Source organism: Streptomyces sp. NPDC048111, from assembly GCF_043202815.1.
GTDB lineage: Bacteria > Actinomycetota > Actinomycetes > Streptomycetales > Streptomycetaceae > Streptomyces.
Map to the genome: position 1 here is coordinate 1 of NZ_JBIDBD010000016.1, position 12,862 is coordinate 12,862.

Annotated in this window: 11 protein-coding genes; 8 read left to right on the forward strand and 3 right to left on the reverse strand. The window is 73.3% G+C overall.

Annotated features, from left to right (window positions below; all coding sequences use genetic code 11):
• Positions 1-345: 345 nt before the first annotated feature.
• Positions 346-474 carry a morphogenic membrane protein MmpB gene (gene mmpB, locus ACGF3I_RS23355; RefSeq protein WP_393134992.1) on the forward strand — a complete coding sequence of 43 codons (129 nt, stop codon included), beginning with the start codon at positions 346-348 and terminating at the stop codon, positions 472-474.
• A 214-nt stretch (positions 475-688) separates the two neighbouring features.
• A complete protein-coding gene (locus tag ACGF3I_RS23360) occupies positions 689-1,300 on the forward strand; it encodes a Maf family protein (protein ID WP_393134994.1) in 612 nt (203 codons plus the stop codon).
• Positions 1,301-1,363: 63 nt separating this feature from the next.
• Here the strand turns inward: ACGF3I_RS23360 and ACGF3I_RS23365 are convergent, their stop codons facing one another.
• A complete protein-coding gene (locus tag ACGF3I_RS23365; protein ID WP_393134995.1) occupies positions 1,364-1,858 on the reverse strand; it encodes a hypothetical protein in 495 nt (164 codons plus the stop codon).
• Between the two features lie 379 nt (positions 1,859-2,237).
• Here ACGF3I_RS23365 and ACGF3I_RS23370 point away from each other — a divergent pair, with 379 nt between their 5' ends.
• Positions 2,238-3,992, forward strand: coding sequence for an acetyl/propionyl/methylcrotonyl-CoA carboxylase subunit alpha (locus ACGF3I_RS23370; RefSeq protein ID WP_393134997.1), 1,755 nt, complete (start codon positions 2,238-2,240; stop codon positions 3,990-3,992).
• 680 nt (positions 3,993-4,672) lie between these two features.
• Entirely contained in the window at positions 4,673-5,251 is a 579-nt protein-coding gene (locus tag ACGF3I_RS23375; protein WP_393134999.1) for a TetR/AcrR family transcriptional regulator, read from the forward strand.
• A gap of 197 nt (positions 5,252-5,448) precedes the next feature.
• Here the strand turns inward: ACGF3I_RS23375 and ACGF3I_RS23380 are convergent, their stop codons facing one another.
• Positions 5,449-6,408, reverse strand: coding sequence for a DeoR/GlpR family DNA-binding transcription regulator (locus tag ACGF3I_RS23380; protein ID WP_393135001.1), 960 nt, complete (start codon positions 6,406-6,408; stop codon positions 5,449-5,451).
• 153 nt (positions 6,409-6,561) lie between these two features.
• On the reverse strand, positions 6,562-8,001 hold the full coding sequence (locus tag ACGF3I_RS23385; protein WP_120721740.1) for an NAD(P)H-quinone dehydrogenase: 1,440 nt from the start codon (positions 7,999-8,001) through the stop codon (positions 6,562-6,564).
• A gap of 244 nt (positions 8,002-8,245) precedes the next feature.
• Here ACGF3I_RS23385 and ACGF3I_RS23390 point away from each other — a divergent pair, with 244 nt between their 5' ends.
• The 4 genes from ACGF3I_RS23390 to ACGF3I_RS23405 all read left to right on the forward strand — a co-directional run bounded on the left by ACGF3I_RS23390 (position 8,246) and on the right by ACGF3I_RS23405 (position 12,833).
• Entirely contained in the window at positions 8,246-8,683 is a 438-nt protein-coding gene (locus ACGF3I_RS23390) for a gamma-glutamylcyclotransferase (protein ID WP_393135003.1), read from the forward strand.
• Between the two features lie 220 nt (positions 8,684-8,903).
• Positions 8,904-9,725 carry a purine-nucleoside phosphorylase gene (locus ACGF3I_RS23395; protein ID WP_393135005.1) on the forward strand — a complete coding sequence of 274 codons (822 nt, stop codon included), beginning with the start codon at positions 8,904-8,906 and terminating at the stop codon, positions 9,723-9,725.
• 66 nt (positions 9,726-9,791) lie between these two features.
• Positions 9,792-11,438 carry a phospho-sugar mutase gene (locus tag ACGF3I_RS23400; protein ID WP_393135007.1) on the forward strand — a complete coding sequence of 549 codons (1,647 nt, stop codon included), beginning with the start codon at positions 9,792-9,794 and terminating at the stop codon, positions 11,436-11,438.
• Between the two features lie 171 nt (positions 11,439-11,609).
• Positions 11,610-12,833, forward strand: a complete 1,224-nt coding sequence (locus ACGF3I_RS23405) for a hypothetical protein (protein ID WP_393135009.1) — start codon at positions 11,610-11,612, stop codon at positions 12,831-12,833.
• Positions 12,834-12,862: the final 29 nt, after the last annotated feature.

The following is a 12,862-nucleotide window of genomic DNA, read 5'->3' on the forward strand; positions in this document are numbered from 1 at the left end:
AGCCCCCGCCGGGGTCCGAGGGGCGGAGCCCCTCAGCGGGTCTGGGGCGCAGCCCCAGGGCTCAGCCGGTTCAACCCGCTGCACGGGCGGGCGGGTGGGCAAACCCGCCGGGGTCCGAGGGGCGGAGCCCCTCAGCGGGTCTGGGGCGCAGCCCCAGGGCCAGGCACCCTCCAACCTCCTCCACGGGCGGGCGGGTGGGCAAGCCCCCTCGGGGTCTGGGGCGGAGCCCCAGGGAGCCGGGCCCCCAACCCCCCGCACGGGCAGGTGGGCAAACCCCTGCAAGCCCCGATGAATAGGTACCCGTACTCAGGCGCACCCCCCCAACCCCCCCGCACTATCGATCGCATGCTGTCGTCCGACCCCGAGAACGAACCCCCCAAGGAACTCCGCGACGCCCAGGCCATGATGCGCAGAGCAGGACTCTTCCTCGCCCTCGCCATGGTGATCGCGATGGTGGTGGTCAACCTCCACTGACCCCGCCCGGCACCCCGGGGGCAGCCCGCACAAGGAGGCCCCGGCACCCTGCCCGGCACCCCGGGGACAGCCCGCACAAGAAGGCCCCGGCGCCCCACCCGGCACCCCATAGGTAGCCCCCGCGGGCAAGCCCGGGCCCCACCGACACCCCCCACCCACAGCCCCCGCAGGGAGACCCCGGCGGCGGCCGAAGCAAGGAACCCGGCGGCCTACGATGGCGGGCATGACTGCTGCCCGCCGCCTCGTCCTGGCCTCCCAGTCCCCCGCCCGCCTCGGGCTGCTCCGGCAGGCCGGCCTCGCCCCCGAGGTCATCGTCAGCGGCGTCGACGAGGACGCCCTCACCGCCCCCACCCCCGCCGAACTCGCCCTGGTCCTCGCCGAGGCCAAGGCCGACGCCGTCGCCGCCCGCCCCGAGGCCACCGGGGCCCTGGTCATCGGCTGCGACTCCGTACTCGAACTGGACGGCCTCGCCCTCGGCAAGCCCGCCGACGCCGAGGACGCGACGGCCCGCTGGAAGTCCATGCGCGGCCGTTCGGGCGTGCTGCGCACCGGACACTGCGTGATCGACACCGCCACCGGCGGACGGGCCGCGGCGACCGCCTCGACGGTCGTGCGGTTCGGCGAGCCCAGTGACGAGGAGGTCGCGGCGTACGTGGCGACCGGTGAACCCCTGTACGTGGCGGGCGCGTTCACCCTCGACGGCCGCTCGGCGCCCTTCGTCGACTCGATCGAGGGCGACCACGGCAACGTCATCGGCCTGAGCCTGCCCCTGCTGCGCAAGCTCCTCGCCGACCTCGACGTCCGGATCACCGACCTCTGGTCCTGACCCGCGCGGACCAGCCGGGCAGGCGGCCCGAGGACGGCCCGGCCCCCACGGCCGGGCCGAGGCTCAGGCCGCCGCCGGCGTGCCGTTCGGGGCCGGCGGCGGCCCGTCCTCGGGCGCGGGCTCCGGCTCCGGCCCGCCCCCGGGCAACAGCCCCGGGCGCTCCCGTACGTACGCCAGGAGTACGAGCACGAGCAGCGCGAACACGACCATGAAGAGGGCGAACGCGGCCCAGCCCACCAGGCCGACGGTGAACGCCGCCAGCACCGCGTGCACCACCGCGCAGGCGATCAGCGTGATGCGGGCGACGCGGCCGGGGGCACGGTCGCGGATGCCGATGAGCAGCAACAGGACCGCGCAGACGGCGAGGAAGAGCCCGAACAGACCGCCCGCGACCCACGCCCCGACGGATATCGCGTGCGGATCGACTCCGGCCATCGACATGTTCTGGTCGCGGGCGAGCAGGCCGAGCACCCAGTTGACCAGCACCACACCGCAGGCCTCGACGAAGAGAATGAGCGCGGTCACGATGGCGATCGGTCGGCGCACCACGCGCGACACCCCCTGTTACCCCTAGTACGGCTGTGGCGCGCACGCTACTAATCGGTAATGGTTCGTACAAGGGTCCGGACAACAATGGGCGGGGCCGGAGTCCGAGCGTCCCGCCGCGCGGGGTGCCGATCGCAAAGAATCTTGCACCACTTCGTAGGGACCCGACAAAGAAACCCGGGGACCTGCTGGGCCCCGGGACAGAGACCTTGACCACACCCCACCGCTACTGTGCGGTACGGAAGCCCGGCGTACCGTGGTGCGACAAGGGATTTCGCGACTTGAGCGTGCCTCGAATCACACTCCGTGTGGGCAAGCTCACCATTGGGGACGGGTCGTAAGCCAGTGTGCGGCTTCCCTAAACTCAGCTTGTTTCAAGGAGGGAGCCATCGTGCGCAAGGTGCTCATCGCCAACCGTGGCGAAATCGCTGTCCGCGTTGCCCGGGCCTGCCGGGATGCCGGAATCGCGAGCGTAGCCGTCTACGCCGATCCGGACCGGGATGCACTGCATGTCCGGGCAGCGGACGAGGCATTCGCCCTGGGCGGTGACACCCCGGCGGCCAGCTATCTGGACATCGCCAAGGTGCTCGCGGCCGCGGCCGACTCGGGAGCCGACGCGGTCCACCCGGGTTACGGATTCCTTTCCGAGAACGCCGAGTTCGCCCAGGCGGTACTCGACGCGGGCCTGACCTGGATCGGCCCGCCCCCCCACGCCATCCGCGACCTGGGCGACAAGGTGGCGGCCCGTCACATCGCCCAGCGCGCCGGCGCCCCGCTCGTCGCGGGCACCCCCGACCCGGTCTCCGGTTCGGACGAGGTCGTCGAGTTCGCCAAGCAGCACGGCCTGCCCATCGCGATCAAGGCGGCCTTCGGCGGCGGCGGACGCGGCCTCAAGGTCGCCCGCACCCTCGATGAGGTCCCCGAGCTCTACGACTCCGCCGTCCGCGAGGCCGTCGCCGCCTTCGGCCGCGGCGAGTGCTTCGTCGAGCGCTACCTCGACAAGCCCCGCCACGTCGAAACCCAGTGCCTGGCCGACCAGCACGGCAACGTCGTCGTCGTCTCCACCCGCGACTGCTCGCTCCAGCGCCGCCACCAAAAGCTCGTCGAGGAAGCCCCCGCCCCCTTCCTCACCGAGGCCCAGAACGCCGAGCTCTACGCCGCCTCCAAGGCAATCCTGCGCGAAGCCGGCTACGTCGGCGCCGGCACCGTCGAATTCCTCGTCGGCACCGACGGCACCATCTCCTTCCTCGAGGTCAACACCCGCCTCCAGGTCGAACACCCGGTCACCGAAGAGGTCACCGGCATCGACCTGGTCCGCGAGATGTTCCGCATCGCCGACGGCGAGGAACTCGGCTACGACGACCCGGTCATGCGCGGCCACTCCTTCGAGTTCCGCATCAACGGCGAAGACCCCGGCCGCGGCTTCCTGCCCGCCCCCGGCACCGTGACCCGCTTCGCCCCGCCCTCCGGCCCCGGTGTGCGCCTGGACGCGGGCGTCGAGTCCGGCTCGGTCATCGGCCCCGCCTGGGACTCCCTGCTCGCCAAGCTCATCGTCACGGGCGCCACCCGCGAACAGGCCCTCCAGCGCGCCGCCCGCGCCCTGGAGGAGTTCACCGTCGAAGGCATGGCCACCGCCATTCCCTTCCATCGCGCGGTCGTCACCGACCCCGCGTTCACCGCCGACCCCTTCACCATCCACACCCGGTGGATCGAGACGGAGTTCGTCAACACCATCCCCGCCTTCACGGCCACCGCCGATGCCGAGACCGACGAGGAGCCCGGCCGCGAGACCGTCGTCGTCGAGGTCGGGGGCAAGCGCCTCGAAGTCTCCCTGCCGTCCTCCCTCGGCATGAGCCTGGCCCGCACCGCCGCGGCCGGCGGCGCCAAGCCCAAGCGCCGCGCCACCAAGAAGGCGGGCTCCGCCGCCTCCGGCGACACCCTCGCATCGCCCATGCAGGGCACGATCGTCAAGATCGCGGTCGAGGAGGGCCAGGAGGTCAAGGAGGGTGACCTCATCGTGGTCCTGGAGGCCATGAAGATGGAGCAGCCCCTCAACGCTCACCGCTCGGGCACGGTGAAGAGCCTCTCGGCGGAGGTCGGGGCATCTGTGTCCTCCGGCGCGACGATCTGCGAAATCAAGGACTGACCTTGGCGTGACGCCCAAGAGCCCCGGCCGCACCAACCGCGCCCGGGGCTCTTCTGCCCCCCTCGCGCAGTTCCCCGCGCCCCTCAACCCCTCGGTCGGGTGCGGACCGTGCTCGCTTCTCGCGCAGTTCCCCGCGCCCCTGGCGGCACTAGTGCGGGCCCGGGTGTGTCGGTGCCCCCCACCTCGGGTCGTCGGCGGACCGGCGGTCGCTGCTCGCGCAGTTCCCCGCGCCCCTGGCAGGGCCGGTGCTGGCCCGCATGTCGTATCCAGGCTGCCCTGCGCAGTTCCCCGCGCCCCTGGCAGGGACGGTGCTGGGCTGCATGTGCGTCCCAGCCTGGCTTGCGCAGTTCCCCGCGCCCCTTGGCGGCATGGTGCGGGCCAGCATCGGCATCCTCAGCCCGTCCGGCGATTGAGGACGAGCGCCGTTCAGGCGCGACCGGGGGTGCAGGGGGCGGAGCCCCCGCGGGGTCTGGGGCGGAGCCCCAGGGCTCAGCCAATCCAACCCCCCGTACGGGCGGGTGGGTGGGCAGCTCCCTGGGGGTCTGGGGCGCAGCCCCAGGGCTCAGCCGATGCAACCCCCCGCACGGGCGGGCGGGTGGGCGAACCCCCCGGGGCCCGAGGGGCGCAGACCCTCAGGGGGTCTGGGGCGGAGCCTCAGAGGGCGGTGGCATGCTGGGGGGATGGCAGGCACACCCCCAGGCACCCCCCGCCCCCTCAGGGCAGACGCCCGCCGCAACCACGCCCGCCTACTCACCGTCGCCCGCACCGCCTTCGCAGAGCGCGGAGCGGACACTTCCCTGGAGGACGTGGCCCGCAGGGCAGGCGTGGGCATCGGCACCCTGTACCGCCACTTCCCCACCCGGCACGCCCTGCTCAGCGCGGTGTTCCAGAGCGAGGTGGACGTACTGCTCGACCGGTCGAGGGAGCTGCTCGGGTCGGACCGGCCGTGCGCCGCTCTCATCGAGTGGCTGCGCGCGATCATCACGCACGCCGGGCTCTACCGCGGCCTGGCCAGGGCCCTCATGTCGGCGTCCTGCGACGCGAGTTCGGCGCTGGCCCAGTGCAGCGAGCCGATGCGCGAGGCGGGCGACGCCCTGCTCGCGCGGGCCCGGGAAGCCGGTTCCGTACGCGCCGACGTGACCATCGCCGACCTCATGCAGCTGACCAACGCCATCGCGCTGGCGGCCGAACAGACCCCGGACGACCCGGAGTTGGCCGACCGCCTGCTCGCCCTGACGTACCGGGGCCTGAAGGGCTAGGGCCCACCCGCGCCGAACGCACCCCGGCCGATCCCGCCCGGGGCCGAACCCACCCGAACCACAGGGCCACCCCGGCCCACCGAGCACCAGCGCCGGACCGGCGCGCAACCCCCACCGGAGCAGACCCCAGCCACCCGGCGCGGGGGCACCCCGTACCCGTAATCCGCACCCCGTCCCCGTAACCCGCACCGCACCCCTCAGCGCCGCCGCAGGTCCGCCACGCGCGCCCGCTCGGCGGAGCCCTGCGGCTCGCCCATCGCCGTCGCGCTGCGCAACTGCGGCCCCGCGCCCGGCGCGTGGGTGCGGCGCTGGCCCGGCAGGGGCATGTCGCGGCGCGGGGGGCGGCCGGGCACGCTCTCGCCCGACGCGGCTCCCGAAGACCCGGCCACGGCGATCTGTACGCCCTGGTCGGCGAGGGCCTGCAACTCGGTGGCGGCCCGGTCGTCATGGCCGGGGGGCTCGTCGGTGACCAGGCGGGTGATGACGTCCGTCGGCACCGTCTGGAACATGGTGTCGGTGCCGAGCTTGGTGTGGTCGGCCAGGACCACCACCTCGGCCGCGGCCTGCACCAGCGCCCGGTCCACGCTCGCGGAGAGCATGTTGGAGGTGGACAGACCGCGCTCGGCGGTCAGACCGCTTCCGGACAGGAAGGCGCGGGAGACCCGCAGGCCCTGGAGGGACTGCTCGGCGCCACTGCCCACCAGGGCGTAGTTGGAGCCGCGCAGGGTGCCTCCGGTCATGACGACCTCGACCCGGTTGGCGTGCGCCAACGCCTGTGCCACCAGAAGGGAGTTGGTGACGACGGTCAGGCCGGGGACCCGCGCGAGCCGGCGGGCCAGCTCCTGCGTGGTCGTCCCCGCGCCGACCACGATGGCCTCGCCCTCTTCGACGAGTCCGGCGGCGAGGTCGGCGATGGCCGTCTTCTCCGCCGTGGCCAGATGGGATTTCTGCGGGAAGCCGGATTCACGGGTGAACCCGCCGGGTAGTACGGCACCACCGTGCCGTCGGTCGAGGAGTCCTTCGGCCTCCAGGGCCCGCACGTCCCGCCGTACGGTCACTTCGGAGGTCTGGACGACGCGGGCGAGCTCACGGAGCGATACCGCTCCGTTGGCGCGCACCATTTCGAGGATCAATTGGCGACGTTCTGCAGCGAACACGAAACTGACAGTAACTTGGGCGCCTGAATGTTTTCAGCGGTTTGCGCCGAATAACGGAAGGTGCACCCAAAGGGGGTCGCCGAGTGGTATAGGCGCCGCGCGGATCCGTACGGTCCGCGCTCCCCTCGCCAACCCCCTTTCCCACCAGGGGAGTTACGCCTCGCCGGCCTTCTTGCGGGTGTGCAGCTGACGGGCCACCTCGGCGATCGAACCCGACAGCGACGGGTACACGGTGAACGCATTGGCGATCTGTTCCACCGTCAGGTTGTTGTCGACCGCGATCGAGATCGGGTGGATCAGCTCGCTGGCGCGCGGCGCGACGACGCAGCCGCCGACGATGATGCCGGTGCCGGGGCGGCAGAAGATCTTGACGAAGCCGTCGCGGATTCCCTGCATCTTGGCGCGCGGGTTGCGCAGCAGCGGGAGCTTCACGACCCGGGCGTCGATCTTGCCCGCGTCGACATCGGCCTGGGTGTAGCCGACGGTGGCGATCTCGGGGTCGGTGAAGACGTTGGAGGAGACGGTCTTCAGGTTCAGCGGGGCCACCGCGTCGCCCAGGAAGTGGTACATCGCGATGCGGCCCTGCATGGCGGCGACCGAGGCGAGCGCGAAGATGCCCGTCACGTCACCGGCCGCGTACACGCCGGGGGCGGAGGTGCGCGAGACCTTGTCGGTCCAGATGTGGCCCGACTCCTTGAGGCGGACGCCCGACTCCTCCAGGCCCATGTTCGCCGTGTTGGGGATCGCGCCGACGGCCATCAGGCAGTGGCTGCCGCTGATGACCCGGCCGTCGGAGAGCGTGACCTCCACGCGGTCCCCGACGCGCTTGGCCGACTCGGCACGCGAGCGGGCCATGACGTTCATGCCGCGGCGGCGGAACACGTCCTCCAGGACGGCGGCCGCGTCCGGGTCCTCGCCGGGCAGCACGCGGTCGCGGGAGGAGACGAGGGTGACCTTGGAGCCGAGCGCCTGGTAGGCACCGGCGAACTCGGCGCCGGTGACGCCGGAGCCGACCACGATGAGCTCCTCGGGCAGCTCGTCCAGGTCGTACACCTGCGTCCAGTTGAGGATCCGCTCGCCGTCGGGCTGCGCGTCGGGCAGCTCGCGCGGGCTGCCGCCGGTGGCGATCAGGACGGCTTCGCAGGTGAGCATCTCCTCGGTGCCGTCGGCGGCGGTGACGATCACGTCGCGGGTGCCGTCGATGCCCTGCGGTCCGGCGAGCCGGCCGCGGCCGCGCATCACCCGGGCGCCGGCGCGCGTGACGGAGGCGGTGATGTCGTGGGACTGGGCCAGCGCGAGGCGCTTGACACGCCGGTTGACCTTGCCGAGGTCCACCCCGACGACCCGCGCGGACTGCTCCTCGGGCGGCGTGTCGTCGGCGACGAGGATGCCCAACTCCTCGTACGAAGAGTCGAAGGTGGTCATCACCTCGGCCGTCGCGATCAGGGTCTTCGAGGGCACGCAGTCGGTGAGCACCGACGCCCCGCCCAGACCGTCGCAGTCGACGACGGTCACCTCCGCGCCGAGCTGGGCGCCCACCAGGGCCGCCTCGTATCCGCCCGGTCCGCCACCGATGATCACGATCCGCGTCACGAAAAAGTCCGCCTCGTAGTGTCGATCCCGGCCTGCCTGCCCGCCCGGCCGGGGGTCCGGGGCGGGGCCCCGGGGGAACGCAGTACGTACCTCATTGTCCCGCACGCTTCAAGAGTCCTCGCCCCGGGGGCGCCATTCGGCCGCCCGGGGCCCGGCCGGCCGGATCCGCCGGGGTCCGGCGGGGCGCCGGTGGCGGCGGGCCGCGGGAACGGCCCGCGCGGGCCACTGTCGTACCCTCGTCACCATGTCGCTCTACGCCGCGTACGCCGGCAACCTGGATCCGCGGCTGATGACCCGCCGCGCCCCGCACTCACCGCTGCGCGGCACCGGCTGGCTCAACGGCTGGCGCCTGACGTTCGGCGGGGAGCAGATGGGCTGGGAGGGCGCGCTCGCGACGATCGTCGAGGCCCCCCGCTCCCAGGTCTTCGTCTCCCTCTACGACATCGCGCCGCTCGACGAGGAGTCGATGGACCGGTGGGAGGGCGTCGGCCTCGACATCTACCGCCGGATGCGGGTGCGGGTGCACACCCTGGACGGCGAGGAGGCGGCCTGGCTCTACGTCCTGAACGGGTACGAGGGCGGTCTGCCCTCGGCGCGGTACCTGGGCGAGCTGGCCGACGCGGCGGAGTCCGCGGGCGCGCCGCACGACTACGTGATGGAGCTGCGCAAGCGGCCCTGCTGACCCGGCCGCAGGTCAGGGGTGCCCGGCGGCGCGACGCGGCCGGGCTTTCGTGCGAAGCCACAAACGGATCGGACAGTTCCGTTATCCTTCACATCTACGCGCGTAGGACTTCAGCGGTTACGCTCGTGCGCGTACTTCTTCTTTACCGGGGGAAAACCCCCCGGACCCGGCCGGACAGTCACCGGGCGGGACGACGTTCCTTCGCGAGGCGAGAGACTCAGTGAACGCATCTGCCACCCCGGACCTGCTCCAGGACCCCCACGCCGCCGCCGACGCGGCCGCCGCGCGTCTGCGCGAGCTGACCGGCGCCGAGACCCACGACGTCGCCCTGGTGATGGGCTCCGGCTGGGCGCCGGCCGTCGACGCGCTCGGCGCCCCCGAGGCCGAGTTCCCCGTGACCGAGCTGCCGGGCTTCCCGGCGCCGGCCGTCGAGGGACACGGCGGCAAGATCCGCTCGTACAAGATCGGCGACAAGCGGGTCCTGGTCTTCCTCGGCCGCACCCACTTCTACGAGGGCCGCGGCGTGGCCTCCGTCTCGCACGGCGTGCGCACCGCCGTCGCCGCCGGCTGCAAGACCGTGGTGCTCACCAACGGCTGCGGCGGTCTGCGCGAGGGCATGCGCCCCGGCCAGCCGGTCCTCATCAGCGACCACATCAACCTCACGGCCACCTCGCCGATCATCGGCGCCAACTTCGTGGACCTGACCGACCTGTACTCGCCGCGCCTGCGCGCGCTGTGCAAGGAGGTCGACGAGACGCTGGAGGAGGGCGTCTACGTCCAGTTCCCCGGCCCGCACTACGAGACCCCGGCCGAGATCAACATGGTCCGCGTGCTCGGTGGCGACCTGGTCGGCATGTCGACCGTCCTCGAAGCCATCGCCGCCCGCGAGGCCGGCGCCGAGGTCCTCGGGATCTCGCTCGTCACCAACCTGGCCGCCGGCCTGACCGGCGAGCCGCTCAACCACGAAGAGGTCCTCCAGGCCGGCCGCGACTCGGCGGCGCGCATGGGCGAGCTGCTCACCCGCGTGCTCGACCGCATCTGATCCCTCCGCGGAGCCCCGAGCCCTTCCGCACGCCCACCCGTACGCCCTTCCCGAAAGGCTGACAACGTGACGCAGGACCTGATCGCGCGGGCCCAGGCCTGGCTGGCCGAGGACCCCGACGCCGAAACGCGCGAGGAGCTGGCCAAGCTCATCGAGAGTTCGGCGGACGCCGAGCACGCCGCGGAGCTGGCCGCGCGGTTCAGCGGCACGCTGCAGTTCGGCACCGCCGGGCTGCGCGGCGAGCTGGGCGCGGGGCCGATGCGGATGAACCGTTCGGTCGTCATCCGCGCGGCCGCCGGACTCGCCGCGTACCTGAAGGCCAAGGGCCAGGGCGACGGTCTCGTCGTCATCGGCTACGACGCGCGCTACAAGTCCGCGGACTTCGCGCGGGACACCGCGGCCGTCATGGTCGGCGCCGGACTGCGGGCCACGGTCCTGCCCCGGCCGCTGCCCACGCCCGTACTCGCCTACGCCATAAGGCACTTGGGCGCCGTGGCCGGCGTCGAGGTGACGGCGAGCCACAACCCGCCGCGCGACAACGGCTACAAGGTCTACCTCGGCGACGGCTCGCAGATCGTGCCGCCCGCGGACGCGGAGATCGCCGCCGAGATCGCGGCCGTCGCCTCGCTGCACGACGTGCCGCGGCCCGAGTCCGGCTGGGAGGTGCTCGGGGACGAGGTCCTGGACGCCTATCTGGCGCGTACGGACGCGGTGCTGACCCCCGGCTCCCCCCGCACCGCGAACGTCGTCTACACGGCGATGCACGGCGTCGGCAAGGACGTGCTGCTCGCCGCGTTCGCCCGGGCCGGGTTCCCCGAGCCGGTCCTCGTGGCCGAGCAGGCCGAGCCCGACCCGGCGTTCCCGACGGTCGCCTTCCCCAACCCGGAGGAGCCGGGCGCGATGGACCTGGCGTTCGCCACGGCCCGGCGCGCGGACCCGGACATCGTCCTCGCCAACGACCCGGACGCCGACCGCTGCGCGGCCGCGGTCAAGGACCGCGACGGCCAGTGGCGGATGCTGCGCGGCGACGAGGTCGGCGCGCTGCTCGCCGCCCACCTGGTCACCAAGGGCGTCACGGGCGTGTTCGCCGAGTCGATCGTGTCGTCCTCGCTGCTCGGCCGGATCGCCGAGGCGGCCGGGCTCGGTTACGAGGAGACGCTCACCGGGTTCAAGTGGATCGCCCGCGTGGACGGGCTGCGCTACGGCTACGAGGAGGCGCTGGGCTACTGCGTCGACCCCGAGGGCGTGCGCGACAAGGACGGCATCACGGCGGCCCTGGCCTTCGCCGAGCTGGCCTCCGTCCTGAAGGAGCAGGGCCGCACGGTCCTCGACCTGCTCGACGAGCTGGCACTGGCCCACGGACTGCACGCCACCGACCAGCTGTCGGTCCGCGTGGAGGACCTCACGGTGATCTCGGACGCGATGGCGCGCCTGCGCGAGCAGCCGCCGACCGCGCTCGCGGGCCTCGCCGTGACCAGGGCGGAGGACCTGACGGAGGGCACCGAGCAGCTGCCGCCCACCGACGGTCTGCGCTACTACCTGGAGGGCGCCCGCGTGATCGTGCGTCCCAGCGGCACCGAGCCCAAGCTCAAGTGCTACCTGGAGGTCGTGGTGCCGGTCGCCTCGGCCGACGAGCTGGCGGCGGCCCGCGCCCGGGCCGCCGAACTGCTCGCCGGCATCAAGAAGGACCTGGCGGCCGCCGCCGGCATCTGACGGACGGCTTCAGCGGCGGGACCGGGGCGGTGGTCGACGGAGCACCGCCCCGGTCCCGCTTTCGGGTGATTTCGTACGGCAGTTGACGCAGCGGTGCGGCACCGGGCGGGGACTTGCGAGAAAGGGTGACCCCCGTACCTCTCGCCGTGCCCGAGCCAAGGAGCTGTCGCCGTGGCCCCGACCGCGCCGCCCCCAGCATCGACCACGGTCCGCCGCGGCCCCGTCCCCGCCGCCCGCCGGCACCCCGCCCCGCACGGCACGGCGAGCCGGCCGCCGGCCGCGGAGCGGGCCCGTACCGCACTGCGCCTCGCGGGGCCCGCGCTGCTCGGCTATCTCGCGGTGCGCCTGCTCGGCACGCTCGTCCTCGCCCGGTGGGCGCACCTGCGCCACCACGGGCTCTGGCCGACTCTCGCCACGTCGTGGGACTCCAACTGGTACCTCGGCATCGCCGACCACGGCTACACGCACGTCCTGCGCGCCGGGGACCTGAACAACCTCGCCTTCTTCCCGCTGTACCCGGCCCTGGTGAAGGCGGCGGCGGCCGTCACACCGGGTTCGCGCGCGAGCGTCGCCCTGGCACTGGCCGTCGCGTGCTCGCTGGTCGCCGCGTGCGGGGTGTTCGCGGTGGGCGAGTGCCTGCACGGCCGGCGCACGGGCACCCTGCTCACCGTCCTGTGGGGCGCGATGCCGGTCGGCGTCGTGCAGTGGATGGGCTACACCGAGTCGCTGTTCACCGCGCTGACGGCCTGGGCCCTGTACGGCGTGCTGCGCCGGCACTGGGTGTGGGCGGGGTCGCTGGCGGCGCTCGCCGGTCTCACCCGGCCGACCGGCATCGCCGTCGCGGCGGCGGTCTCCCTGGCCGCGCTCGCGGCCCTGGTGCGCGACCGGCGCCTCGCCCCGCGCCCGGTGCTCGGCGGCCTGCTCGCCCCGCTCGGCTGGTGCGCGTACGTGGCGTGGGTGGGGGTGCGGCTCGGGCGCTGGGACGGCTACTTCGCGGTGCAGAGGCTCTGGTCCAACGAGTGGGACGGCGGGATCGGCACCCTGCGCGACATGCGCGCCATCCTGGTCTACGCGAACCGGCCGCCGCTGTTCCTCGCCCTGGTCACGCTGATCCTGATCGCCTCCGGCGCGCTGTACCTGCTGTCCGTCGCCGACCGCCAGCCGCTGGTGCTGCTGGTCTTCACCGGCGCCCTGCTGCTCGTCGTGCTCGGCAGCGGGGGCGTCTACTTCCCGCGGGCCCGCTTCCTGGTGCCGGGCTTCCCGCTGCTGCTCCCGCTCGCGCTGGCGCTGGCCCGGACCCGCCGCACGACGGCCGTCCTGGTCCTGGGGGCCGCGGCCCTGTCGTCGGCCTGGCTGGGCGCGTACATGCTCCTGGTGTGGCCGGGGCCGCCGTGACGGGCCGCGCCCCGGCCGGGGCGGGCCCC

Excerpts from the sequence above, each read along its gene's own strand:
- mmpB (WP_393134992.1), top strand. The coding sequence starts at position 346 with ATGCTGTCGTCCGACCCCGAGAACGAACCCCCCAAGGAACTCCGCGAC.
- ACGF3I_RS23360 (WP_393134994.1), top strand. The coding sequence starts at position 689 with ATGGCGGGCATGACTGCTGCCCGCCGCCTCGTCCTGGCCTCCCAGTCC.
- ACGF3I_RS23375 (WP_393134999.1), top strand. The coding sequence starts at position 4,673 with ATGGCAGGCACACCCCCAGGCACCCCCCGCCCCCTCAGGGCAGACGCC.
- ACGF3I_RS23390 (WP_393135003.1), top strand. The coding sequence starts at position 8,246 with ATGTCGCTCTACGCCGCGTACGCCGGCAACCTGGATCCGCGGCTGATG.